The sequence below is a fragment of the Aminobacterium mobile DSM 12262 genome (assembly GCF_000526395.1).
Taxonomy (GTDB): domain Bacteria; phylum Synergistota; class Synergistia; order Synergistales; family Aminobacteriaceae; genus Aminobacterium; species Aminobacterium mobile.
Genome location: NZ_JAFZ01000001.1, coordinates 878,524 through 905,120, shown reverse-complemented (window position 1 = coordinate 905,120; position 26,597 = coordinate 878,524). Strand labels below are relative to the sequence as shown.

The window sequence follows — 26,597 nt, the reverse complement described above, 5'->3', positions numbered from 1 at the left end:
AATGCGACTTCGCCTTGTAGCAAGAGTATTAGCTCTTCTTTCCGCTATGATCTCTCTTTTTATGTTATGGCCGTTAAGTTGGGCTATTCTTGATAAAAGCCAAGATATACAAGCCTTTGCGTTTTCTATTGTGTCAGGTTTTTGTATTTCATTAATTCTCTATCTCTGGGGAAAACAAGAAAACTACCAGGATTTAGGAGTTAAAGAGGCCTTTGCCGTTGTTACTCTTTCGTGGGTAACAGCCTCCATAATTGGTGGGCTTCCTTACTATCTTTATGGGGCGGCTCCCACATTTACCGACGCGTTTTTCGAGGCTATTTCAGGCTTTTCAACAACCGGCGCTTCTATTTTTACAGATATTGAGGCATTACCTCGAGGAATCCTCTTCTGGCGCGACCTTACTCACTGGCTCGGAGGCATGGGAATCATCGTTCTGAGCTTAGCTGTTCTGCCCTTTATCGGCGTAGGAGGAATGGATCTTTACAAGGCTGAGGTTCCCGGCCCCATCCCTGAGAAAATGACACCTCGAATACAGCAAACAGCCCTGCTGCTCTGGGGCGTTTATGTTTTTCTTTCCATCCTCCAAACCATATTGCTCCTCTTTGGGGGTATGAATCTTTTTGATGCTTTGACCCACACTTTCGGCACTATGGCCACAGGGGGATTCTCGCCTAAAAACTCCAGTGTAGGCTATTACAACAGTCCATACATAGACTGGGTCATTACTATTTTTATGTTCCTTGCCGGATGCAACTTTGTGCTCCATTACCATTTTCTTCGGGGGAAATTGAATGCATGGTGGAAAGATGAAGAATTTCGTTTCTATTTCTGGGTCACTACAGGAAGCACCCTCGCCATTACGGCTCTCCTCCTGAGAAAAAGCATCTATACTAATATTTTTGATGCGTTGCGATATGCCGCCTTTCAAGTTGTAAGCGTTATAACCACCACCGGTTTTGTCACAGCTGATTATGAATTGTGGCCTGTTTTCACTCAGTTTTTGCTCCTTATATTAATGTTCATTGGCGGCTGTGCCGGGTCTACAGGCGGTGGAATCAAAAATCTTCGCATTATGGTTCTCGTCCGCCATGCTCGTACAGAACTATATCGGCTTCTCCATCCCCACGCCATTATTCAAACGAAAGTGGCTGGCCATACTATCCCCAAGGAAACAGTGGGGTCCATATCCGCTTTTTTCCTGCTTTATATAGGGTTATTTACACTGGCAAGTTTAATTATGACCTTATTGGGACTCGATTTGGTTTCGGCCATATCTGGAGTAGCTGCTACATTGGGGAATATAGGACCCGGCCTTGGCATGGTTGGCCCTACTAAAAATTACGCCGCCATTCCAGCTGCAGGGAAATGGGTTTTTTCTCTTTGCATGCTTTTGGGGCGATTAGAGCTTTATACCGTTCTTATCCTTCTCATTCCGGCAACGTGGCGCAAATAAAGAAAAGCTCCCGACACATACATGTCGAGAGCTTTATTTTTATTTCTCAACACAGTTTCTAGAAACCTCGAAACTTCTTTTTTCCTGCGTTTCCACAATTATTCCTCTGAAGCGTACATTTTGAGGAACATGAAGCCATAAAGATCGGAACACTTGCCTATGATTATTCCTCTGAAGCATGAGTTTTGAGGAGTATCTTTCTCGTCTGAAGAAGAGCCTCCTTTTCCCCCAGCACGAGCAACGTATCGTAGGGTTGCAATACTGTATGTCCCCTCGGCACGAGAAACTGGTTGTCTCGTCTCACAAGTAAAACAAGGGCATCTTTAGGCAATCCCAGATTCTCCAAAGGTTCACCCACCACATCAGCACTCGGTAGAATTTCAAACTCCCTCGTCTCGCTTCGAACATCATTTTCCGTTTTATCGAATTCCAAAGGGTATCGTGCCCGCAGAACTAACGGCTTATCCACCTTTAGGAAACGGGCAAGGGGCATTAACGTTTTTCCCTGTAATAGAACTGACGTCAAGACTATAAAAAACACTACATTAAATATTTCCTCAGATTTAGGATGCCCCATTAAAAGAGGGAACGTTGCCAATACAATGGGGACAGCCCCACGTAAACCGGTCCAAGCAGATAAGATACGCTCCTGGATAGAGAATTTACTCCCGATAAGGGTCAGAAATAAAGATACCGGCCGAGCCACAAACATGAGGAAAGCAGAGCATAGCAACCCTTCCCACGCTACTGCAGGAAGGTGAGAGGGGAACACCAGAAGGCCCAAGACTAAGAACATGATGATTTGCATAAGCCATCCCACGCTATCGTGAAACCGGATAAGACTTCGTTTATAAATAAAATCGCCATTTCCTAAAATAAGGCCACATAAATACACCGCCAGGAAGCCGTTCCCCCCCAATTTCTCTACCACTCCGTATGTAAGCAACACAATACTGACTCCCCAGAGAGGGTAAAGCCCCTCGTAATCTAGGCGGATTCGATTCATAACCCACGCCGCACCCTTCCCTATAATGAATCCCGCTACAACACCCATAGTTATCTGCATGGCAAAACGAGGCAACAACTCCCCCCAAGAGAGAGTATCTCTTGCCATAATCTGCAAAATACCTAGGGTTAGGAAAATAGCCATAGGGTCGTTACTACCAGACTCAAGCTCTAAAAAAGCTCTGAGATGGTCTTTTAAACTGACGCGCCTCGATCTGAGCACTGCAAAAACAGCAGCAGCATCAGTAGATGAAACGATGGAACCGAGCAAGAGCCCATCTTGGAGGGAAAATCCTAAAACAAAATGAATAAAGAGTCCCATAAAAAAGGCTGAAAGGGCAACTCCCACCGTAGCCATAAGAATGCCCCGTGTCAGAACAGGACGAATGCTCTCCCAGTTCGTGTCAAGCCCTCCAGCAAAGAGAATAAAAGCTAACGCTACAGTTCCTACCATATTGGCAGCAGCTGCGCTATCAAACTGTATACCGCCAGGACCGTCTGACCCAGCCAACATCCCTATTACGAGAAACATGAGAAGGGCGGGAAAACCAAAACGATCGGCGAGCTTACTCGAAAGAATACTTAAAACAAGAAGAACCGCCGTAACTAAAAAAGCTAAAGGAAGATCAAACACCTGCTACCACCTCAATTAAAACCGCGCTTTCCCTTCACCGCAGTCGTATTCTTCATGTGCCATCTAATAATATCTCTATACGTCCTGTCAAGGGACAGGAGGAATATCCCACCTGTCTGGCAAACCTATGGCTAGAGAGTTAGATTCGCCACAAGCCTGCCTGGCAATAAACATCTTTTTACCTGTGTTCTCACCTCTTTTCAAAAAAATCCTGAGCGAAGCTGTCAGACAATAAATAAATCTTTTACCTCTTGACATTTAGAGGGAAATTCCTTAGGATAATCGTGTTACTTATTATAAAAAATGTGTTACATACCCCGTAAAGAGAACGCCTATGGGTCTAAAATGTTGTTACTGTATTTGTTTTTTGCACAAAAAAGTTTGGTTCTCCGATTCTCCTCTGTACCTGTAGGGAAGCTACCCACCTAGCTTCCCTACTTTTTTTGCATTAAATATGTTAAACTTTTTTTACGTTCATACGAGGAGGTTCATCATGACAACAACCAAAAAAAATCTTTTCTTTTTAAGTATAGCTCTCTTCGTTCTCCTCTCTGTAACAATAGGAGCATCAGCTGAAGAGATGCCGGTCATTCAAGCAGAACATTTCTCTGGGGAATTGAAACTGTCTCTTGATGAAACTGCTTCCAAAGTGGATTTAACTCTTTTTTCTGACGCATCCACACTGCAGGCTAAAAACTACGTTATGACCATCTCTTCTTTAGAAAACCAGGCTGGACAACTTCCCCTCACCCTCCGTGGTGAATGGGAATCTCTTCGAGGGACAGTTAGCAATCCCGATGCTCTAGTCTATCAGCTTAACCCCGATTATCCCGATACTTCGTTTTTCTTTATCTCTAATGCTAAAGGACACCTGACCCTGCTAACGCCAAGCCAAGAAGAGATACCTTCGGATATGGGCGGGACCCTAAAAAAAGATCCTTCCGTTCTTATCAACAAAGAGGCAGAAGAACTATTGAAACTTCCCGCAACCTATCAGGGACTTCTTCCCGCAGCTGACGGACCAGGGATTGTTTATACGTTAACGGTTCGTCCAGACAGGCTCTATCAACTCGATATCACGTATATAGAGGCTGAAAAAGGAAAAGACGAAACCTTTGCTTCTCTAGGCTGGTGGTCTCTTTCCAAAAATGGAGGGATAATCACTCTCCATGAGAGCGACACTGAAACAATTCTCTTCGCCATAGATTCCCCTCAGAAAATAACCATGCTCGATTATGAAGGTAGGAGGTCTGTAACCTCCCTCAATTACACCCTTTCTAGAAAGACGCGAGTGGAAGAACACCTCTCCCCTATCCCTATGAAAGGGATGTTTTCCTATATGGCTGACGCAGCCTTTTTTACAGATTGCTTTACTGGCAAAATTTTCCCTGTAGCTATGGAAAAAGGATATTTATCCCTTGAACAAGCATATACCGCCCTTCCTCATGAAGCGGGCAAGCCTGTATATGCCGTTGTCGAGGCCCATCTAGCCATGCGTCCTGCCATGGAGGGCGACGAAATAGAAGAGATGCTTGTTATAGACCGATTTATAGAGGTACAGCCAAACCGAACATGCGATGAGGAAAGCTCCTCTCATCTTGAAGAGAGAGTGTGGAAACTCACACTCCTTCGTGGGGAAACAATTTCAACGCTTAGTCCCTCCGATAATCAGCCAATGACTCTCAGATTTGATGTACAGGCTCACCGTGTTACAGGCTACGCTGGTTGCAACAACTTTTTCGGTCCCTATTCCAGAACAGGCAAGGAGCTTTATATGGGGCCAATAGCAGCGACGAGACGATACTGTGAGTCGGCAATGGAGACAGAAAAACTCTATTTAGAATCCCTCGAGCTGGTTAGCGGGTTCAAAATAGTAGACAACAGGCTGGAGCTTTATCATGATGGAGCTCTCTTAGCGGTTTTTGAACCGTATAATCCGTAAAAACATGCAGGGAGGAGACCTTTTTCTTTCTCCTCCCTCTGTCACTGGGACATAATATTAGAACGAGACGAGCACTCACCAGAACGATTTGCTTATACTTCCCATTGCAAAGAGCTTCATAACTGTCAGGGCTCACTATGTTCATGCAACGAAAAGGACGAGCGCATATGAAGCGCGTCTCACCATGCTACTGCTACAAAATCACCACTCGCTCTTTATCTTCCTCGTCTGGTTCCTTGTAGTTGGGATCTCTAGAAATTCGGACCTTCTGGATCCTCTGTCCGGTGACCTTCACTACTTCAAAACGAAGAGGCCCCCATTCCAGAGTCGCTCCTACTGCCGGGAGCGTTTTAAATTGTTCGAAAAGCCAACCATTCAAAGTACTCGATTCGCTTTCCGGCGTATGGGAGAAATGCAAAAACGTCTCGAAGAGATCCTCTAAGTACGCGTCTCCACTGACTAGATATGTATTTTCCTCCACCTGAGTAAAATACTCTTTGAAATCGTCATGTTCGTCGTAAATTTCCCCTACCAACTCTTCAAGAATATCCTCAAGTGTGATAATACCCGACGTTCCACCATATTCATCTAAAACAACGGCGAGATGGGCCTTGTTTTGCTGTAACATTTTCAAGGCATCCATAAGGGTTGCACTCCCCGCAATGAGGAGGGGGCGAGACATGATACTACGAATATTCACAGACCCCTCGTTAATATACTGGTTCAAAAAATCTTTTTCGTTCAGGATTCCAATAATGTTATCAAAGGTTCCTTCATATACGGGAACCCGGGAATAATGATTTTTAAGCAATAAATTCTTCACGTTCTCAATAGGTTCGTTTACATTCACAGCAAAAAGATCGACCCGCGGCGTCTGGACTTCGCAAACTTCGATCTCAGAGAAGTTGATAGAACTCCCTATCAAATCTTTCTCGCTTTCCGGCAAAACTCCCTCTTCCCCCATGGTCTCCACAATACTCCATAGCTCATCGTGGGTAACGCTGGGCAAAAAAGCCGGTTTGTCTTTCCCTCGTAAAAGCTGGGAAAGACGGGTGGTTAACCACGTTAAGGGTGAAAGTAAGACAACAAAAAAATGGACGAGAGAGGCGGCACCTAAAGCAAAGTTTTCCGCTTTGTCTTTTACAAAAGCTTTAGGAAGAATTTCACCGAATAGAATAATGAGTACCGTCATGAGGAGCGTCGCATATACAGCCCCAATAGGCCCGAAAAGGACCGAAAGAATTCCAGTAGCAGCAGACGTCATAAGAATATCGACAATATTTCCCCCAATGAGGATGGCTGAAATGGTTTTATTGAAATCCTTCGCCAAGCCCAACGCTCGTTTGGACCCTCTCCGGCCCTCCTCTACAAAGCGTTTGAGCCGTATTTTATTGACACTTGAGTACGCTGTTTCACTCGCCGAAAAAAACGCCGAGAGGATGAACATAAAAATAAAAAATAACGCAAATAAAACCACAAAATTATCTATCACTACCAATAACCTCCATTTTAGGCTCCAACACTTCTTCTCTCTCGCAGTTGCTCTTTTTTATTTATTATACGACGCATTATCCATTATGTTCAGACTTGAAACATACACAGTATAATAACAGAATATTAATAAAAGATGGCAAGGAGTATTTGTGTAAATAGTATTATGATGTTATTTTATTGACTTCTTGTCTTATTGAAGCTACAGTGTTAAAGCCGGTTCTCAGGGCGGGGTGGAATTCCCCATCGGCGGTATACCAGTTCAAGCTGGAAAGCCCGCGCACATTTTTCTGAAAGAAAAATGTAGATCTGGTTAAATTCCAGAGCCGACGGTAATAGTCCGGATGAAAGAGGATCAGGCGATCTACTATCCTTCTCTGCTTGTTTGTGGAGAAAAGAAGAGGCCGCTGATAGAGTTCCCGCCCTGCTATTTCTATTTTTCTACTTAGGAGGATTTGTTGAGAATGGATAGTATGTTGCTTAACACCTATGGCTCTCCCCTTGAGCGAGTGGAGAAAGCGTTGGAGTCCCTTCGTGCTGGAAGTGGCGTGTTGGTTACAGACAATGAGAATAGAGAAAACGAAGGAGACCTTTTTTTCCCTGCCGAAAGTTTAACTGTGCCGCAGATGGCTATGCTTATTCGCGAATGTAGCGGCATCGTGTGTCTCTGCCTCACCCCCGAGAAAGTTCAATCCTTGGAACTTCCCATGATGGTAACTCATAACTCCAGTCGATTCCAGACTGCTTTCACCATCTCCATAGAAGCTGCGGAAGGGGTAACAACTGGCGTCTCAGCCGCAGATCGAGTGAGAACGATTAAAGCCGCAATAGCTGACGACGCTCAACCGTGTGATTTGCGACATCCGGGCCACGTGTTCCCACTGCGGGCTCAACAGGGAGGCGTTTTGGAACGAGACGGGCATACTGAGGCAAATGTAGATCTTATGAGGCTCGCCGGATTGAAACCGTACGGGGTACTATGCGAACTCACTAATAGCGACGGAACAATGGCTCGTTTGCCTGAAGTAGCGGCTTTTGCGAAGAAACATAATTTCCCCGTTGTAACTGTACAGGATATTATTTTGTACCGGAAAGAGAATGGAATGTAGCCGGCAACCACGGAACGAAACCTGTCATGGCGACGACTATCACTACGGCTCGCGGCAGTATTTTAGCCGGCAACAAAGGAACAAAGTGCTGCCAATAGCAAGGATAGAAGCAAGGGCGGGGCTCATCAAGGAGATACAGAGAGGAACCATCAGAAACCCCGCTCAACGAACATCTGCTGATGAGATTGTTCATACAAGACACTGCAGAGAAGGGCCTAAGAAACCTCGCAATCAACGTTTGCTGTGAGGAGAGGCCGTCAGAAGAAAGAATTGAGACGACTTCTCCACTTTGATTGCGTGTCAGCGTCTTAGCTTTATCGCTTCTACTTCTTCCATCGCTTCAATGTAGGAAGGAACTCGCTTAGCATTCTTTGGGCTTCTTCTTCATCGAAACCTGACTTTAGCATATGGGGAATACAAATATTGATCATTTCTTCCATCGTCACGTGAGGTTGAGTGAATTCACCATTCTTATAACAATAGATGCAATAGTCGTGAGATACGGTGCCATCCCCCTCTGTTCCACGAAGGGAGTTTTCAAGGGGCATACCACAACTCTGGCAATATTCCTGCATTTTTAAAACCTCCTTAACCAACAGAATCTTTTTAAAGAATAACAAATTTTGTTAGCAAAAAGAAGTGGAATATAGAAGTACATTTTCATTAAAGTATACATATTTTTATTCATTTTTTGTGCTATATTATAGAAGTATCTTCCGCGAAATGAACATGCGCAAATATGGTAACTGTCCAAGTGTTGTTGTTTTTCCTGAAAGGGTGCATTAAAAGTGAAGTACATGTTAGATCCTCTGCGCGGGAATATCTTTCCTGTGTTCTTTTATTATTCCTTCTTAACAGTTATAGGAATGATTGCCGTGTCCTCAGCCAGTGCTGTGGATGCTGCTTTTCTTGGCAATAAAGTAGGAGAAATGGCCTTGGCCACCGTTAACTTATCTCTCCCCTTCGTTATATTATCAGGAGGGATTGCCTACATGATGGCCATAGGAGCTTCTGTTAACTGTGGGAAATATCTTGGCGAAGGAGATCCTGATACAGCTTCTTCTATCTTTACGAAAACGTTACTGGCTACTTTTGTTATCGCCGCAAGTATCTCTGTAATAGGAAGATTGGGAATAGATACTCTGGTAACCATCCTTGGCGCAAGTCCTGAAATCGCTCCCTGGGTTAAAAAGTACCTTTCTATGCTTTTGCTTTTTATTCCGTTTCTTACCTGCGGTATTTGCCTTTCTTACTTTGTACGGGTGGATGGACGACCTCTTCTTGCCGCTGCGTCTATGGTTACTGGAGCCGGTATTAATATCTCTCTTGACTGGCTTTTTGTTATCAAGCTTAATACTGGCGTGCAGGGGGCCGCTCTCGCCACAGGATTGTCGCAAGTAGCCTTATTCAGCATATTATTGCCGCACTTCCTTTTAAAAAAGGGAAAGTTGCGGTTCAAAAAAAATGGTGGATCCTGGAAAGAAATTCTTTTTGCCGCATATAACGGCTTCTCTGAGTTTGCTAACGAAATATCCGCCGGCATTCTCACTTTTATCTTCAACTGGATCATGATCAAGAGAATGGGAATCTCTGGTGTGGCTGCTTATACTATTGTAAACTACATACTCTATCTGGGCTCCATGGCCTGTTATGGCATTGGCGATGCTATACAGCCTATTATCAGTAAAAATTTTGGGGCAGAAAAATCAAACCGCATCTCTTCCTTTCTCCTTGTTGCCTGGGGAACCGTTTTTTTAATAGGGATCGGAATTATAGCTCTACTCGTTTTAGTTCCCGATAGGATGATCGACCTCTTTACCAATGGAGAGGCTGGAGAAACAACCCGTATCGCCAAGGAGTTTATCGCGTATTTCTGGCCGGCATTTTTGCTTATTGGCGTAAATATAGTTTTTTCATCATACTTTACGGCCATGCAAAAGCCGCTTCATTCAGCGGTTGTTGCCATATCGAGAAGTCTTGCACTGCCAGCTATCTTTTTGATGGTGCTCCCTCTTTGTTTGGGAACGAAGGGGATTTATATGGCCATTCCCTTTGCCGAAGTAGGAACTTTTCTAATGTCTCTAAAGCTCTTTGCCCCGAACAAGCCTCTTCAGCTTGTGCGGATAGACCGCCTCTACAAACGACAAGAGCTCTTTATAAAAAAAGAGATATCTTCGTCCCAATATCAGTAAGAAAGAAGGGCCTTTCCGCCTCATCACTCACTGGCGGAAAGGCCCTAAAGATATAAAAATTATCGCACTATCATTCCTCTTGGGGTTTCGTCGTCATCTTCAGGAGGTTCTTCGCTCGTTTTAATGCGTCATCCATACTTTTACAGAAATTATCTCGCCCAACTTCAAATATCAATCCTGACCGTTGAAAAGCCTTTAAAGGCTGGGAATGGACTTCCGAAAAAATCAAATAAATTCCCTTTTTCCTGCACTGCTTATATAAAGACCTCAGAGTATGTATCCCGGTGGCATCTACCGCCAATACATTTCGCGCCCTGATAATAAGAGCTGCGGCCGGTTCCTCCATATTGCGGATAGCGTTCTTAAATCTGTGGATCATCCCGAAGAAAAAAGGCCCATTGATTTCAAAAATCTCTACTCCTTCTGGAACATCCCGTGGTGCAATAGCATAAAACTCTTCTTCCGCAACAGTCTTCCCTTGCACCCTTTCTGTAATGACGTTGACATCTGTATTCTCCGACATTCTCCAAATGAAAAGAAGAGCCGCTAAAACAACTCCAACCTGAACTGCTACCGTAAGGTCGACAAGGACAGTCAGAGCAAAGGTCAGTATTAATACGCACGCGTCGCTTTTCGGGCCTTTACAGATAGACACAAAATTGTGCAATTCGCTCATGTTATAGCTAACAACCACAAGAATTCCTGCGAGTGCGGCGAGAGGTATCAGCTTTGCCACTGGTGCAAAAAGTAGAAGCAACAAAGACAGAACAACTGCGTGAATGACCCCGGCAACTGGAGTTTTAGCTCCGCTCTTAACATTCGTCGCTGTACGAGCAATAGCCCCTGTAGCAGGGATGCCTCCGAAAATAACGCTTCCTACATTTGCTATCCCCTGAGCGATAAGTTCAGCGTTAGGTCTGTGACGATCACCTATCATCCCATCGGCCACAGTTGCAGACAAAAGAGATTCTATAGCCGCTAGAAGCGCCACAGTAAAGGCCGGCTTGGCGAGATCTCCTATCTGAGAGAACTCGATTTTGGGGAAGGACGGCGCTGGCAACATACGGGGAAGTTCCCCGAACGTGCTTCCGATAGTCTCTACGTTCAAAGCACATACATGAGCCACAAGAGTAGCCACGACCATACCTATCAGCATAGCTGGCAGTTTGGGCCGAAATCGCTGTATTAAGAGGATAACTACTATGGTTCCTATCCCCACAAGCACTGTTCCAAAGCTCATAGTATTGAGGGACTCGAAATAGACCTGCCATTTCTCTAGAAAGGCAGCGGGAACTTTCTCTATTTTTAAACCTAATAAATCGCGAATTTGTGTGGAAAAAATAACAACGGCAATGCCTGTGGTAAATCCAGTGGTGACTGGAAAGGGAATAAACTTGATGAGACCGCCCATTCTAAAAAGGCCTAATAAAATAAGGATAATACCTGCCATTAACGTACATAAAGCCAAACCTGAATACCCATATTGAAGTGTTATGCTTGAAATAAGAACAACAAAAGCCCCTGTCGGGCCTCCTATCTGCACCTTACTTCCTCCAAAAAGCGAAATCAGAAAACCAGCAACAATGGCAGTAAAAAGACCTCGCTCTGGTGGAAGACCACTTGCTATCGCAAACGCCATAGCCAGTGGCAACGCAACAACGCCTACAGTCATTCCAGCGAAAAGGTCCGCAAGGGCTTTTTCACGGGAATACGCCTTGATCTCCGTTAATAACTTTGGTGTGTACACATCAATCTTCCTTTGCTCAATATTTTAATATTTTTAGGAATAAATGGGGGGTACTCCGAGTGTTAAAAAGCAACTCTTGTTAGTTTATCATTGATCTTAAGAAAATCAATTTAAATTAACGAAAAGGTTATAGCGCATATATTCTATTTATGGGCAGGCAAAAATTGTACTTCGCATAAAACATGGAAGGGTCGCTTTCGAGGCGCAAATGACAGGAACGCAAACGAAAGGCACAAAGGCATAATATTCGCCCTCATAAAAAAACAGACCTCCCACGAGAGAGGTCTGTAATCTACGTAATTGGGAGAGACAAAAGTGTCTCTCTGAATCAACTTCCGAGCCTAGACAGAAGCGGTACTTCGAAGGGCTTTAAGCCCGCGGGAAGTACGGAGCATAATCCGCTCTACAGCCCAGCCGTTGCGAAGTTCTGCTGTTTCCAAACGACCTTCCGGGGTCATCCAGAAAGGAACTTCATTAACATAAACAAGCTTCTTACTCATACAATTACCTTACCTTTCCTAACAAATTCCGAAAAAAGCGACACATGAAGTATGACGTTTCGGTACCGCCCTAACTACATGACGGGACGTGTCGCAAAAAAAAACGCTATATCTTTTCCAGATGGCTTTTAAACCACCCGATCACAACCTTGTTATTATAGCACATAAATTTATTATTACAATCTAAATTAAAATTTATAAATCTTCAGAGAGTTATTCCAATTTTTGGATATCCCAATAGAAAGTTTCTGAAGAGCTGGGCTATTATACATGATATAGCACACATCGCGCTGATAAAATGCCCCATATCAATACATGGAGGCCAACCAGCTCAAAGCCAAGAGGGGGAATTTAAAGAGCCACTTCGTCGGTAACAAAAATATCCATGGAGCCGTTATAATCGCAATTGTAAGAGTAATTGTAAGAGCAATTCTGTACCGTTGGTATATGGCTGGTATATGAAACCTATTGGCGCAAAGAGGCTTTGGAGAAGATGTAGTCAGGTATTTCAACGTCAAATTCGATAGTATCTATAATATATTCTGTGCCTTCACCAGAAGCCAGCGCATCCTTAACTGTCGCCCTTTTAGGGTACCATCGCTCTTGAACCTGAAATATTTCGTTAATGGTGAAGGTCTTTAAAAGCTTGCCACTTTTGGCGAAACGATCCTCTCGTAAAGGAAGAAAGTTCTCTTTATCCACCCACATCTTTCGCGAATAATAGGAAACTCCTTCTTTTTTGGCCGTAAGCTCAAGTAGGTAACAATCTCGCTCGCCTAATTTGTCTTCGCCTGTTCGCTCTTTACCCACCTTTCCCTCCCCCACAAGCTCCACATTGTACATGTTGCTGAGTTTGGGATCTTCCATATAATCTTCGTAGGATATGTCAGACCCCATCATGGAGCGCCGAAGCATATGCCCCGCTATTTTTATGATGCGATCGGTTGACGGGGTGTACATCCAAAGCTCATCTTCGAGTTTGAGCATTTTCGTCCCTTTTTCACGGGGAGGCGAAAGGAATTCGCTAAAGGCCTTTTCAGTGCCCTGCACCCATGAAAGCACTTGTAATGTGCGGGAGCCGCGCTGTCCCTTCACAATCATAGTACTTGTCACCTTCCGATTCTTGGCAACGTAATTTTCGTCAACTTTTTCAAGAATCCCCTCGCCTGTAAGGGGAATGAGGTCCGGAAGGGGCCTCTGGAGATCTTTAGCGTCGGTAAAAGCAGCGACACCGACAGTCTCAACAACGCTACATTGAGCAGACGACAACACTGCTAACAGCACCGCCACAGCGATAAAAACTATAATCAGCACCCTTTTCAACGAAGCAACCAGCGCAAACTTTCCGATGTGGCCGCTCGAATGCGACGCAAACTTGAGCGCTGATACAGACGTGCCTTCAGGCGAAAAGGCTGTAACTGCCGATATAAGCATAGCTATGTTATACGCAGCTATGTTCGCAGCTACATGTCCCACCGTTTTATGCATTGCTATACCTGCCACCGCTACGTGTAGCGCCGCACACACCGCCATATTATGAGGGTAAGCTTCAGCCAAGGGGATCCCCCATTCCCTAAACATATTCTTCCTCTTCATACTTCTAACTCCTTAATGAGCTGGGCTGTCTGTCTTTTATAGATGCCAATACCGGCAAACATGGCCCCTGTCACCGACGCAAACACTCCCGGGAAAAAACCGATAATATAGCTTGCCGGCGTAACCTGAGCCCGTATGATATTGGAGATAAGCATACTCGATTTCGGCATCATCTCCCCAAAATTTATGCCTGTGTACTGCATGTAATACGAAACGACGAGGCCCAAAGCGGTCCCTAAGACGGAACCGGCAATTCCGACAAAGAAAGACTCAAGGATCATTGAACGGTAAAGCCGCCCCTTGGATTCCCCCATGGCAAGACGAACGCCTATCTCTCCGTACCGCCGCAACCCGTTCATCAAGCCTGAATTCCAGAGAACAATGGACATGGCCAAGACGAAAATGCCAACAATTACGGCTTCCATGGCTTCAGCATAATTCAAATATTCCTCAAAATTATTCTGCTGGCCAAGAGACACCATCACAGGAGAAAACTCATCATCTGCCATTGTAAAAGTCTTGTTGAACCGCTGCGCAACATTGCCCATTCGTCTGCCGGAATAGAGCATGTCGTGGGTGTATCCCACAATCTCACCTGCGCTGTCAGTCATATCGAGGGCATTTTGCACGTCTCTGATATCTGCTATGATCGTGCCCCTATCCATAGGAATCATGCCAAAATAGACGGTTCCGGCAATCTTAAAATTGTACGTTGCCATAGCGCCATACATGGTTGAACTAATAAGCGTCACCGTGCTGCCAATATGAAGACCCATTTTTTGAGCAAATTCATCGCTTATCAATATTTCATTCGGACCTCTTGGGTAGGAACCCCGCACCATGGCCTTCTCTATGTTAAAGAGGTTTTTTTCTGGCGTATCTTCGCTAAAGAGGTCAATTCCAAGGCCCATGACAGGCGCCTGAGCCAGAGTTTCTCCCCTCTCGTCAGGGACATCGAGAAGACCGCCAAAGCGTATCCGTTGGGCCCAAATCATCTCTTTTTCATTCTCTTTCAACCATACAAGCAGCGCATCGGCCCCGATAATCGCCAAATCGTTGGGAACTTGATCGGCAAGGTCTCTATACGCCTGAGTCATAACCTTGACATGGCCCGTATCGAATTTCGCCGTTGAGCTGATGAGGTCGCCCATAGCTCCCTGCATGAAACAGTAAAGAAAAACTGTGAGGAAAACGCCGGCACTCACCATTAGCACGGGGAAGAGACTACGTGAACGATCTCGGATCAGCCCTTTTAGAAGGAAAGAGATCATGATATTTTCCCTTTCAGCGCCTCTGTAGGCTGGAGTTTCGCTATTTTGCTCGAAGGGAGGAAACTAATGGCTGCGACAACGACCATCATTAAGAGTATCGTCGTGAGAACGAGCTCTAAGGAGTACACGGGAAAGAGCTTGTCGGAAAGGGCGAAACCGTATCCCTCCACCATCTGGGGGATGGCAATCCCCTTTTTCGACACATACGTTAAAAGAGGCATACCAAAGATGAGGGCAACGACGATAGCCATGGCTCCCTGAATTACACCTTCCAGCGTAAAGACAAAAATAACCTGCATTCTCGTCATGCCCAAGGCAATCAAGGTACCAATCTCCTTTCTTCGCCTGAAGAGAGAGAGGACCTGAGTATCGAAAATGGCGAGCATGCCAAGAAAGAGGAGAATAGAATAGATAATAACGCTTGAAATTCTCTTCGTCTTTATCATTTCCGTGAGGTCCCTCATCAAAAAAGCCTGGCTTTTAAAAGGCCACTCCTGAGAGGAACCTGAACTTTCAGTTTCAGGGCTCACAACATGGGATCTTGCGCCGATGGGTGGCTCCTTATGGGGGAACTTGGTCCCTTCCCCAACAGCTTCGGAGCTCACAACCACGAGGGTCGCTTCATTTTTCAAGGCCGTCATGTGCTGCAACGTCTGAAGGGGTACCCAAATAATTCCGTTGTCGATAGACGGAACCCGAGTATCCATAATGTAAACAACCTGGCCCTCGGTTGCATCGAAGGTCCCGTGAGCATCTCTCCAGCGTATAGTCAGATAATCGCCGATAGCGATATTTTTGCTCTTCGCCATTCTCTTTCCGATGAGGATTGGCAGTTCGTAAATATCGGCGGTATTTACTCTGAAAGAACCACCGGCGCCACTCGCTCTATCAGAGCCATTTGTATTATTTGGGCTAACAGAACCAGTAACGCCATTCATTCTACCTGCGCCGTTTATGCTAGCGGAAGCAACTGAAATGTGAAGATAGCGCGTGGGAATATGGAGAATGGTCTGGGCAGGATCGATCCCCCGAAGTTGAACCGACTGAGCACGTCCAGCAGGGTAGATTGTGGCCTGGCGAATAAGAATAGGTGTCGCCCTTCTCTCTTCGATCAGGGAAAACAGATTTTCTGGAATAACACCGTGTCCATTATCAATGGATAGAGCGTCGTAAGGGTCGTAATCTTTATGCCAGTATTGTCCGCCTGCGATTTCGTCTTCAATCATCGCTCTGGACGTCTGGGCGAGCATACCTGTATAAAGCCCCTGGAAACCGACGATCACAACAATGGTCATCGCAAGCACAGCCACGTTGAGCCATGTTCGAAGTCCCGCTTCCTTTATATTGCGATAGGCTAACGTAACGCCAACGCTAAACATGTCTGCTCTCTCCTTTGGAACGAGGCGCACGGTGATCATTGGAAACATCACAAGCCACAGAAGCTGATGCTGATCCTACGTTGGGTCCCGATAAAGCTCCATCACGGGACGTGAGGTTATCTCTGGGAACAACCTCGCCAGTGTTGAGCGACATAGAACTCTGCGAGGAAACCTCAGAGCTGGAAACGGCAATGATTTCGTCTCGCGCTACGTGCCCGTCAAAGAGATGAATTTTACGTCTCAAGTATTTCATGACCTTCTCGTCGTGAGTTGCAAAAATAAAAGTGGTTTCAAGTTCCTTGTTGAGCCGCACCATCATTTCCAGAATGTTGTAGGAATTCTCGCTATCAAGATTGGCCGTAGGCTCGTCTGCCAGAATCAACGCCGGACGTTTCACCACAGCCCTGGCCACTGCCACCCTCTGACACTCTCCTCCTGAAAGCTGCGCCGGCTTGGAATTTACCTTATCTGTCAATCTCAGCCATTCTAGAGCATCGTAAACTTTCTGCCTTCTCTCTTTAGGCGGCATCTTCAAAAGCAGCAATGGAAATTCTATATTCTCGTAGACGCTATAGACTGGAAACAAGTTGTACGTCTGGAAAATAAAACCAATATGATGGTTGCGCAACGCCGCAGATTCCTTGTGAGAAAGGTTTTCTACGTTTTTATTGATAACCACCACATTTCCTTCCGTTGGAGCGTCGAGAGCCCCAATAATGTTCAAAAGAGTCGTCTTTCCAGATCCGCTGGGACCGATTAATCCGCAGAATTCCCCCTTCTCGAATTCGAGGGTTACATTACTCAGCGCCGTAAAGAAATGGCTGCCCATAGGATATCTTTTTGTCAGATTTTTTATGGTTACGATAGACATGAACAGGCCCCCTTCCCTAATAGTTGTACACAAAGGTGAGAACAACCCCGGTTCCCGAATAGACGCTGTTAGCATCGTCGCCGTTGTGAAAAGCCGTTACGTTAATAAGCCAGTCATCGTATGTGCGCTGCCAGCTTACGTTGGGGTAGAATTCTTTTTTTTGCCAGTCGTAGTATGTCAGGATGGTTACGGTGTCGAGAATGCCAGTGCTGAAGTCTATGGAAAGGGCGGATATTTCATCGTCATTTTCATGATTCCATATGTCACTGCCGGGCGATCGTATAAAATGTTCTGCCAAAACGTGGACGCCGGAACCAACATCAAAGGTGTAGTCGGCTCCAAGGGTAAGACATGTGGTGGAAAGAGTGTGTTTGGAGTCTTTTTTGAGGCGGCTCATGACGAACTCAAACCAAAGACCGATCCCCACGTCGAAACTTCCATCGAGTGCGTAACGCTGCTCCAGACCGTCTTCCAAGGTTACTCTGCGGGGAAAAGCAAAAGTGTTTGAGTTCCACCACTCCCGGTCGACACGCCTATTGTGATATGTAAAGGCCATCTCCCCATTGGCTACTGGGAACTGGTAGCGTAGGCCAAACTCCGGATCGCCATTTCCGTATAAGCCCCACACCCATATATTCGAATTGTTGGGGAAATAATAGCGTCCAAGAAGGGCGTTGACCCCGTCAGTTAGGCTCAAAGGGTCGCGGGGGTCTATCTGGTCGAACCATTTTAAAGAACGAAGGATCTGAGCCGGTCCGAAATTGATTCGCTGGAGGCCGAGGCGCACTTCATACCTCTCGCCGGAGAGACGCACCCAGGAGCGATACAAATCGGCATGGAATTTGTCTTCCAACTCTTTGAAGGAACCGAAGGTTGAGAGGGTGCGGATGTTGAAAGAGACGAGAGCGTCAAGGGTCTGGGCTGTTTGCGTTGTTTGCGTGCCTCTGTTTAAGTCTGTTTCGGAGTCTGCGGCGGTATCAGTTTCAGCGCCCGTTTCAGCGCCCGCGCCAAAACTTATTGTTATTTCGGGAATGTATCGGATACCCAACGAACTGTCTGTGTCGTCGTTGTATGCCCCCCAGAGAGAGACCTGCCCCGAGTGAGAGAACACGGTGGCATAACTCACAACAGGCGCCCATATGCAAAGGGCAAAAGAAACAAAAACAAAGGCAAACAACAGCTCACGGGTACATCTGGATTGACAGCCCATTATTATATTCATGCCTATGGTTAACCTCCTATCACTTGAACTCTACTTTTCGCAAGGTTAACGTTGGGCGAGATGAATAAATTGTTTATATAAGAATACCATCTGAGAATTTATTTATGCAAATTTTGTTTGTTTTTTATTTTAGAAGGTGGAAATCTTGACGAACAGGCGTAATGGCGGGGGAGATTTTTCACACAACACGAAACGTTTCCTAGCTATAGTATTTTTCTTATTCAGGTTTTAATATAAAATATAAAAAGGGCGAAGATACGTAGTTTAGAATCTCAAGGCTTTCAATAATCCCAGCGAGAGTTTAGGCATTACATGCGAAGATACATAGTCTCGAATCCGAAGGTTTTCCACAGTCCCGATGTGTATTCAGGCATCGCGGGCAAAGATACATAGTTTCGAATCCGAAGAATGTTGCTTTGCGGCCAATTGGCCTCGAGTCCAGAGCCGTATCCTTAAAGTTGAGGTGCCATAATTATGACAAACACAGTAAATGTGACAGTCGCAACAAATGCAACGAATTCCAAGGGTATTGAAACTTTTACGGGATAGGCGGTTCGTTTACTATGGATAACAGCAAAAGGAATAACGTAAATATTTACGAAATATCCCTTGGCATACTGGCAATTCTCTCTGTCGTTTTGCTTATCATTCAAGAACGAACAACACTTCCCCTTCACGAAGAAAAATTATTGGACGACATTGATTTCATAATCTGGTGTGTTTTCGTTGCAGATTATTTTCTCCACTTGTTTTTGACAAAAGATAAAAAGGACTACGTCAAAGAGCATGTAATAGAACTCACGGCAATTTTACCCTTTAACGCCCTTTTCAAAGGCGTTCGAGCCATTCGCCTCTTCCAACTCTTCCGTGTACCCTCCTCTTTTCTCTTTTTAAGAATTGTTAAATTGTTAGCCTACTTTGGCCGAACCCATCGTTATCTTTCCCGCTTTCTGAGGCGGAACAACTTCCAATACGTTCTCTTCATCACCATTTCCATGGTATTATTTGGAGCGATAGCTATCCGCTATTTCGAAAACATAAATTTCCACGACGCCCTCTGGTGGTCTTTTGTTACAACTACAATAGGGTATGGTGATATGGTTCCTACAACTACAGGAGGACGAGTTATAGCAACTATATTAATGTTGGTGGGAATTGGCTTCATAAGTATTCTTACCGGAACTATCGCCTCTTTTTTCATTGCTCCCGACAAAGAGCAAGAATCGAATAATGATTTTATAAATGTAACCATACATAAGCTCGAGAACTTCGATAATCTAACCCTCAGGGAAGTTCAAGATATTTGCCAAGTTTTAATGAGCTTAAAATCCAATGTCGTAAAAAATAAGCTACGTTAATAAATATAGCTCTAAAAATCTGGGGCAAACATATATAGAAGCGAAAGTCTCTGCCAAAAGTTCAGACTATAGTCAGGTCTCCACAAGAATTCTGAATAAAAACAGGATACGCCATGAAGACCATGTGGCCTCCTTTTACGTGGATTTATTAAGCAATGGGAGGGATGATGATGGAAAACTTCGAACTCATGGGGAAATTTTACCTCGGGAACGAGATAGATCCCGCAACAGGGAAAAAGAGCAACACACTCGTGCTCTACGACTCGAAAGACCTGACCACCCATGGGATGATCATCGGAATGACGGGAAGCGGCAAAACGGGCCTTGGAATAGCACTCTTGGAAGAAGCCCTTATGGACAACATTCCAATTCTCGCTATCGACCCTAAAGGAGACATTACAAACCTTCTTCTATCCTTCCCCGAGCAAAAGGCCGAAGAGTTCTTGCCGTGGATCAACAGGGAAGACGCAGCGGCACAGGGACTTTCTATCGCAGACTATGCCTCCCTGGAAGCCGCGAAATGGGCGAAGGGGCTTGCCGACTGGAGAATTGACGGAGCGAGAATTAAAAAAATGAGGGAATCCGTCGACTTCACCATCTATACGCCTGGGAGCAGCGCAGGTGTGAAAGTGAACGTGCTTGGTTCCTTCAGATGCCCTGGGGATAGAATCACGAGCGATAACGAGCTTTTCTTAGAAAAGATTCAAAATACCGCCTCCACTCTCCTCTCTCTTCTCAACATTGAATCTGACCCTCTCTCTGGACGGGAACACCTTCTTCTGTCAAAAATATTTGAACAAAGCTGGAGAGAAGGCAAAGATGTCGATCTGCCGCTGATTATCAGCTGGATTCAGAACCCTCCATTCCCTCACATTGGCATTATGCCTACCGATACCTTTTATCCACCGAGCGAACGATTTAAACTGGCTCTCGCTCTGAACCAGATCCTCGCGTCTCCAGCGTTCAACCAGTGGATGACAGGGGTTCCTCTAGAAATAGGAAGCCTCCTCCACACTCGGGAGGGGAAACCACGAGCTTCTATTTTTACCGTCTCCCACCTTTCCGATAACGAGAGAATGTTCTTTATCTCCATGCTTCTAAACGAAATTGTTAGCTGGATGAGGTTGCAGACAGGGACCTCGAGCCTTCGAGCCATTCTTTATATCGACGAAGTCTTCGGATATATGCCTCCTGTAAAAGAACCTCCCTCTAAAAAACCTCTCATCACCCTTCTCAAGCAGGCTCGAGCCTTCGGTATCGGCGTGGTTTTAGCTACTCAAAACCCTGTAGATCTAGACTATAAGGGCCTTTCAAATATTGGAACGTGGTTTATCGGACGCCTTCAAACACAGCGCGACAAAGACCGTGTTCTCGAAGGAATGGAACGACTCGAAAGCGCCTCAGGATGTGACCGGGAATTTCTCGACAAGGCCATTACAACCCTGAAAAAGAGGGAGTTCCTTCTTAATAATATCCACGAAAACAGCCCCTCCGTCTTCACGACCCGCTGGGCCATGTCGTACCTGCGAGGACCTCTGTCACGGGAGCACATTAAAATACTTATGGAAGGAAGAGCGCCGGCATCTGGGGCGGGGGCGGAAACGTCAGAGCCGGCGTCAATGCCAGCTCTGACAACATTAGCTAAAGCAGCGACTGAAGCAACTCCGACAGAACCTGCCACAGGGCCAGCAGAGCAAATTTCGGCAACATCCGTACCACCAGCGGCAACGTCAGCAACACCAACAACGCCACGAACGTCGATCAAACCAGCCATATCCCCGAATATCCCCGAATTCTTCGTCGATACTCCGACGGGAGGCGGTTCCTGGGTCTATAAACCTTTTATTATAGGAATCGGCGACATCTACTACTCCAGCGCCAGCCTCGAAATCGACACTCACATAACATACACGCTGGGGACAGAAGCACCTGACACCTTTGACCCTGATTGGGAAAGAGGTTTCGACCTCGACATCGCTCCAGAAGAGCTGCGAACAACAGCCGCTGGGGGCATACCTTTCCTTAAACTTCCCAAAACTCTGGCTGAACCACGCAACTACGCTACATGGGGGAAAGCCTTCCAACGATGGATCAGACAGAACAAACCTCTCGTCATCTATAAGAACCAACCCTTGAAAATAGTCAGCCTGCCGGAAGAAAGTGAAGCCGACTTTACCATACGAATTGACGAAGCCTTGCGGGAAAAAAGAGATATTGAAATCGAAAAGATACGGAAAAAATACGACAGCAAAATGGCCACTCTGCAAAAACAGCTCATTGCGGCGGAACAGGCCATTGAGAGAGAAAGCGAACAGGCGAAACACCGGAATATGGAGACAGTTATCTCTTTCGGATCGGCTTTAGCAAGCGCATTGTTCGGCAGAAAAAGCCTCACGGCGACATCCACCTACAGAATGGGATCTGCCCTCTCCAAAGCGGGACGGCTTAAAAAAGAAAAAATGGATGTGGCAAGAGCTGAAGAGAGATTGCAATTTTTACAGAATCAAATGACAGGCCTCGAAACACGGCTCAACGAAGAAATTGATATTCTCACGAGAAACATGGAGAAATACAAAGAAGCGACACGGGAATCTCTGGTGCGCCCTAAGAGTACGGATATTACCATCAAGGCCTTCGGTCTTGCGTGGATTCCGGTGAGAATCAGAGAGTGACGACGAAATGAAACGTACAGAGGCCGTGCAGGCAGCAAGTTTTGACGCCACCGGTGTCAGTGCGGCCTTCTTCTCAACAAGGAGGGAAAGCGCATGAAGCCAAGAAAAGTAAGCGAGAGAGTTCAATGGATGGGAGCAATTGACTGGAACAGGCGGCTTTTCGACTCACTCATTCCTCTTCCCGACGGAACAAGTTATAACGCCTACCTGTTGCGCGGTTCCGAAAAAACGACTCTTATTGACACTGTAGACCCCGCAAAGGTGGATATTTTGCTTGAACAGCTGCGTGACATTCCGCAAATTGACTACCTCATATCGCTCCATGCAGAACAGGATCATTCAGGTTCCATACCCACAATTTTAGAGGCGTATCCCCACGCCCAACTCATATGCTCTCAGAAAGCGCAGGAACTGCTTATCGATCATCTCCACGTAGCGAAAGAACGGATCAAGATTGTAAATGACGGCGAAAAACTCTCGCTGGGAGACTGCACGCTCGCCTTTATTTACACTCCGTGGGTTCACTGGCCCGAAACGATGGTGGCCTATCTGGAGGAAGAAAACATCCTTTTCTCCTGTGATTTCTTTGGATCACACCTTGCCACGTCAGACCTTTACGCTGGCGACGATCCCTACGTGTGCGAAGCTGCCAAGCGGTACTATGCGGAAATAATGATGCCCTTCAGATCGATTATCAAGAAGAACATGGAAAAGATTGGCGACCTCGATGTTAAACTCATCGCACCGAGCCACGGGCCAATCTACAACAAGCCTCAGTGCATCCTCGACTACTACCGTAACTGGATTTCAGATACAGTTGCCAACAAAGTAGTGATTCCTTACATATCAATGCATGGCAGCACCGAAAAGATGGTAGAGTATCTCGTCAGTTCCCTGGCAGAGCGGGATATTAAGGTGGAAAAGTTCGAATTATCGTCAACAGATATAGGAAAACTCGCCATGGCCCTCGTTGACGCCGCCACCATTGTCATTGGAACACCTACAGTCCATTTCGGGCCTCATCCCATCGTCTTTTCTGTAACCCAACTCGCCAATGCCCTCAAGCCTAAAGTGAAATATGCGGCTATTATCGGGTCATATGGCTGGGGAACCAAGGCTGTGGAACAGATCGCCGGGCTCATCCCCAACCTTAAGGTTGACGTGTTAGATACGGTCATGTGCAAGGGATATCCTCGGAAAGAAGATTTCGAGGCATTAGACAGGCTCGCCAACAAGATAAAGGAGAAACACGCTCTCCTTTAAGTTAAAGCCGGAACAGACGAAGGGGTCGCTGTGAGTTGGGGCACTGCTACACGCTTAGGCGAGACTACAAATTGAGGCGCCACTGGTGTTAGTGCAGCCTCTTCTCAATAAGGAATCAAGTTCGCCCGCCTGGCCATAATCGTCAGTGGCTTAGAGTTCTTGCCAACGAGGAGGGGAAAAATGCCTATAACGCTGAAACGAATTTACGATGAAGCGGATTCCAGCGATGGACACCGCATTTTGGTCGATCGTCTATGGCCCAGAGGAGTATCAAAAGAGAAAGCAAAAGTAGATGAATGGATGAAGGAGGTTGCCCCATCAAACGAGCTTCGAAAGCTTTTTCATGGCGGGGGACTCTCGTGGGCTGAGTTCGAAAAGCAATATCAGGAAGAGTTGGAAACACACATTGAGGAGCTCCGAGCCCTTGCAGAGATAGCGAAAACACTCAAAGTAACGCTGCTCTACAGCTCTAAGAATAATGAGCAGAACAACGCAACGGTGCTGAAAGAGTTTCTTGAAGGCATGGAGGCTACGTAAAGACACGCATACCTCTAACATGTATTCGCCACAACGGAAGAGGGCCAACGCATATTAGGGTATACAAAGATACGTACATATCCCCCCTGACACCGAGCAAATAGATTTTGCGCTGAAAGCGATCGGCGGCAAAAAATACGCTCAAGTCGAGTTTCGTGGTTTTCCCCCTTCCCTTCAGATTTAGCTTTTCCAAATCCATCCAAAATACAGCAGGGTTCAGCACCGATTCAAGATAGTAGCGACGGGCCTTAGTGTCCGCCACTGTGCGTCAAAACGTGGAAGAGATATTCGGTTTTTCCAGGTCGACGCTTCTCAGGGGAACTGATATGTGGCATATTAAAAAAACTGTCGCGATGACCCGTTCTAGAGAGTCTACTTTGGGGGTGACATCGAGGTTCCAGCTGATGCGTGCGAAACGGTCTGAAGCCCGATGTATTTCATGTAAAAACTTCATGCCGCCAACACTCTTCCAATAACTATTGATGGTCAGTTGCTCATTAAAGGGACAAGTTGGTCATGACTCATATATGTGCGATCGTGGTAAGTTACAGGTTTGCCGCAAAACTTCCTTTTCGCATGGATATATTGATCTGGTTTGAAGGCTGATTGTATAGGTTGGGTAAGAAATTGCTGTGTCGTATGCTTTTATGACAATGGAAGAGGTCTGTACTAAACTAAAGTTGGCATAATTTTATATATATTTATACAAAAAGGGATTGTCAAGTTGTGAGGATGATATAGGTGTTATCACACATCTAGCCACATCCCTTCCTCATTTTTTAAAGCTTTATTTTTTATAATTGAGTTTATATTTTATTTAATAAAAATTTTTATAATAATTTTTAATTTACAGTGTATAATCTAGTAAACATTAAAAATAAATGTTTAAGATTCTTATGTTTTTATGTCGAAATTTTTGTATTTTACTAAACTAGCTTAGAAAAAAATTAAAGTATGACACTAACAAAATCAGTAGAAGTATCAATGACGAGGGAGGATATGAAATATGGGAATATTACTAGAAAGATGTTTCCATCCTATAGGGCAAGGAGCCTTCTACACAGAAAAATTCTTTGATTTTGATAGAGATAGAAATAATTTCTTTAACGTTGTTTATGACTGTGGTACAGAAACTAGTCAAAAAACTATAGTGTCAGAAATAAAAAGCTGTTTCACTTTCAAAGAACAAATAGACGCTGTTTTCATTTCTCATTTACATAATGACCACGTTAACGGCCTAAAATATCTAATAGATTATTGTGATGTCAAAAATATTTTTCTTCCTCTGTTAACTGAGGAAGAAAAGATAGAAGCCCTTCTTCATAATGCTATATATAGTAGGAATAACGTATTTATTCAAAATTTAATCTCTGCACAAGATGTCAACCGCATACCCGACTTTAAAGGGAAAGTTTATTTTATTGGGTATGAAGATGAGCGTTTTAGTGATGAAGGTTCTTCTTTTAGACTTGACCCTGACGATAACCGCTTCAATAGAGAAAGCTCATCTAAGAAGAACGGACAAAAAGAACCAATTTTAAAATCAGGAACAGAAATAACAACATGTCTGGGAAACGAATGGACTTTTTCACCATTTAATTATAAAGCACGCGATAAAAGTACGTTGCTAATAAAAGAGTTAAATGACAGAGGGATCTCCCTGGAATCTGCAGATGACTTTAAAAAAATGTGGAAAGATATTAAAACACAAAAAAAATTAAGAAACGCTTATAAGAATCTAAATAGGGAACTTAATTCGAATTCCATGACACTTTATTCTGGACCGAAACATGAACCTTTTTATATGAATTACATTAAAAAGGGATCCTTTTATTATAAACACTGGATGGACTATGAAAGCTCTTTAAGTTTTTTACGTTTTTTACATCTTTATGATAATTATTTACCTTACTATTATCGAGAGTATTTTAAATGTCCATTCTTAGAAATTATTGATGATGTCCCATGTTTTTTGAACCGTTGGAATAAAATTAAAGACCAGCCACCTCTTGGATGCCTTTATCTTGGTGATTATGACGCTAATAATTGGGAAGAGCTAAACAATAAATATAAAAACTACTGGGGAAAAATTGGCATGATACAAGTTCCACATCATGGTTCACCGCACAATTACAATTTTAAGTTAAATAAAAAAGAGGCAGACATTTTTATTATATCGGCTGGAGGAAATAATAAATATGGACACCCTGATCCTTCAATTTTTAATTCTCTATTGAATGATCGTAAATTCCCTTTTTTAATTTCAGAAAATAAAAATAGCGAAATTAGAATTTTGGGTGAGTTCTAGTTTTCATATTTTCACAGTAGCCACCAATATAAAAAATGTTATAACCT

At 44.8% G+C, this 26,597-nt stretch carries 20 protein-coding genes and 1 riboswitch; of the genes, 9 read left to right on the top strand and 11 right to left on the bottom strand.

Features of this window, described 5'->3' with window-relative positions; all coding sequences use genetic code 11:
* Position 1: 1 nt before the first annotated feature.
* The gene (locus tag K360_RS0104315) at positions 2–1,453 is read left to right on the top strand and encodes a TrkH family potassium uptake protein (RefSeq protein WP_024821958.1); all 1,452 of its coding nucleotides are present in this window, start codon (positions 2–4) and stop codon (positions 1,451–1,453) included.
* 163 nt (positions 1,454–1,616) lie between these two features.
* Here the strand turns inward: K360_RS0104315 and K360_RS0104310 are convergent, their stop codons facing one another.
* Positions 1,617–3,092, bottom strand: a complete 1,476-nt coding sequence (locus K360_RS0104310) for a potassium/proton antiporter (protein ID WP_024821957.1) — start codon at positions 3,090–3,092, stop codon at positions 1,617–1,619.
* Between the two features lie 493 nt (positions 3,093–3,585).
* On the opposite strand from K360_RS0104310, the gene K360_RS0104305 reads away from it, so the two are divergent.
* Positions 3,586–5,034, top strand: coding sequence for an META domain-containing protein (locus K360_RS0104305; protein WP_024821956.1), 1,449 nt, complete (start codon positions 3,586–3,588; stop codon positions 5,032–5,034).
* A gap of 193 nt (positions 5,035–5,227) precedes the next feature.
* Here the strand turns inward: K360_RS0104305 and K360_RS0104300 are convergent, their stop codons facing one another.
* On the bottom strand, positions 5,228–6,526 hold the full coding sequence (locus K360_RS0104300; RefSeq protein ID WP_156923341.1) for a hemolysin family protein: 1,299 nt from the start codon (positions 6,524–6,526) through the stop codon (positions 5,228–5,230).
* Between the two features lie 214 nt (positions 6,527–6,740).
* Positions 6,741–6,885: riboswitch (FMN riboswitch) on the top strand.
* 104 nt (positions 6,886–6,989) lie between these two features.
* Between K360_RS0104300 and ribB the strand changes: the two genes are divergently transcribed.
* Positions 6,990–7,634, top strand: coding sequence for a 3,4-dihydroxy-2-butanone-4-phosphate synthase (gene ribB / locus K360_RS0104295; protein WP_024821954.1), 645 nt, complete (start codon positions 6,990–6,992; stop codon positions 7,632–7,634).
* On the opposite strand, the gene K360_RS11340 is transcribed toward ribB, so the two are convergent.
* Entirely contained in the window at positions 7,603–7,827 is a 225-nt protein-coding gene (locus K360_RS11340) for a hypothetical protein (protein WP_156923340.1), read from the bottom strand. The genes ribB and K360_RS11340 overlap by 32 nt on opposite strands.
* Before the next feature lie 130 nt (positions 7,828–7,957).
* Complete coding sequence (locus K360_RS0104290; RefSeq protein WP_024821953.1) at positions 7,958–8,209, bottom strand: zinc ribbon domain-containing protein; 252 nt, start codon at positions 8,207–8,209, stop codon at positions 7,958–7,960.
* A gap of 222 nt (positions 8,210–8,431) precedes the next feature.
* Here K360_RS0104290 and K360_RS0104285 point away from each other — a divergent pair, with 222 nt between their 5' ends.
* Complete coding sequence (locus tag K360_RS0104285; RefSeq protein WP_024821952.1) at positions 8,432–9,826, top strand: MATE family efflux transporter; 1,395 nt, start codon at positions 8,432–8,434, stop codon at positions 9,824–9,826.
* Between the two features lie 70 nt (positions 9,827–9,896).
* Here the strand turns inward: K360_RS0104285 and K360_RS0104280 are convergent, their stop codons facing one another.
* The 7 genes from K360_RS0104280 to K360_RS10490 all read right to left on the bottom strand — a co-directional run bounded on the left by K360_RS0104280 (position 9,897) and on the right by K360_RS10490 (position 18,412).
* On the bottom strand, positions 9,897–11,573 hold the full coding sequence (locus tag K360_RS0104280; RefSeq protein ID WP_024821951.1) for a SulP family inorganic anion transporter: 1,677 nt from the start codon (positions 11,571–11,573) through the stop codon (positions 9,897–9,899).
* Between the two features lie 341 nt (positions 11,574–11,914).
* Positions 11,915–12,073 carry a hypothetical protein gene (locus K360_RS11405; RefSeq protein ID WP_169728660.1) on the bottom strand — a complete coding sequence of 53 codons (159 nt, stop codon included), beginning with the start codon at positions 12,071–12,073 and terminating at the stop codon, positions 11,915–11,917.
* 465 nt (positions 12,074–12,538) lie between these two features.
* On the bottom strand, positions 12,539–13,669 hold the full coding sequence (locus tag K360_RS11460; protein ID WP_024821950.1) for an outer membrane lipoprotein-sorting protein: 1,131 nt from the start codon (positions 13,667–13,669) through the stop codon (positions 12,539–12,541).
* Positions 13,666–14,940 carry an ABC transporter permease gene (locus tag K360_RS0104265; RefSeq protein ID WP_024821949.1) on the bottom strand — a complete coding sequence of 425 codons (1,275 nt, stop codon included), beginning with the start codon at positions 14,938–14,940 and terminating at the stop codon, positions 13,666–13,668. Before K360_RS0104265 ends, K360_RS11460 begins: the two co-directional genes overlap by 4 nt.
* Positions 14,937–16,319: an ABC transporter permease gene (locus K360_RS0104260; protein WP_024821948.1), complete on the bottom strand. Its 1,383-nt coding sequence runs from the start codon at positions 16,317–16,319 to the stop codon at positions 14,937–14,939. The genes K360_RS0104265 and K360_RS0104260 overlap by 4 nt, the downstream gene beginning before the upstream one ends.
* Positions 16,312–17,190: an ABC transporter ATP-binding protein gene (locus tag K360_RS10495; RefSeq protein WP_024821947.1), complete on the bottom strand. Its 879-nt coding sequence runs from the start codon at positions 17,188–17,190 to the stop codon at positions 16,312–16,314. The genes K360_RS0104260 and K360_RS10495 overlap by 8 nt, the downstream gene beginning before the upstream one ends.
* Positions 17,191–17,206: 16 nt before the next feature.
* Positions 17,207–18,412, bottom strand: coding sequence for a hypothetical protein (locus K360_RS10490; RefSeq protein WP_024821946.1), 1,206 nt, complete (start codon positions 18,410–18,412; stop codon positions 17,207–17,209).
* Between the two features lie 563 nt (positions 18,413–18,975).
* Here K360_RS10490 and K360_RS0104245 point away from each other — a divergent pair.
* The 5 genes from K360_RS0104245 (at position 18,976) to K360_RS0104225 (ending at position 26,550) form a co-directional block, all read left to right on the top strand.
* Positions 18,976–19,770 (top strand): potassium channel family protein, encoded by a 795-nt coding sequence (locus K360_RS0104245; RefSeq protein ID WP_024821945.1) that lies wholly within the window; start codon positions 18,976–18,978, stop codon positions 19,768–19,770.
* Between the two features lie 170 nt (positions 19,771–19,940).
* Positions 19,941–22,442 carry an ATP-binding protein gene (locus tag K360_RS0104240; RefSeq protein WP_024821944.1) on the top strand — a complete coding sequence of 834 codons (2,502 nt, stop codon included), beginning with the start codon at positions 19,941–19,943 and terminating at the stop codon, positions 22,440–22,442.
* 93 nt (positions 22,443–22,535) lie between these two features.
* Positions 22,536–23,705, top strand: a complete 1,170-nt coding sequence (locus K360_RS0104235) for an FprA family A-type flavoprotein (protein WP_024821943.1) — start codon at positions 22,536–22,538, stop codon at positions 23,703–23,705.
* A 180-nt stretch (positions 23,706–23,885) separates the two neighbouring features.
* Entirely contained in the window at positions 23,886–24,242 is a 357-nt protein-coding gene (locus tag K360_RS0104230; RefSeq protein ID WP_024821942.1) for a DUF488 domain-containing protein, read from the top strand.
* A 1,006-nt stretch (positions 24,243–25,248) separates the two neighbouring features.
* A complete protein-coding gene (locus K360_RS0104225; RefSeq protein WP_024821941.1) occupies positions 25,249–26,550 on the top strand; it encodes an MBL fold metallo-hydrolase in 1,302 nt (433 codons plus the stop codon).
* Positions 26,551–26,597 lie beyond the last annotated feature (47 nt).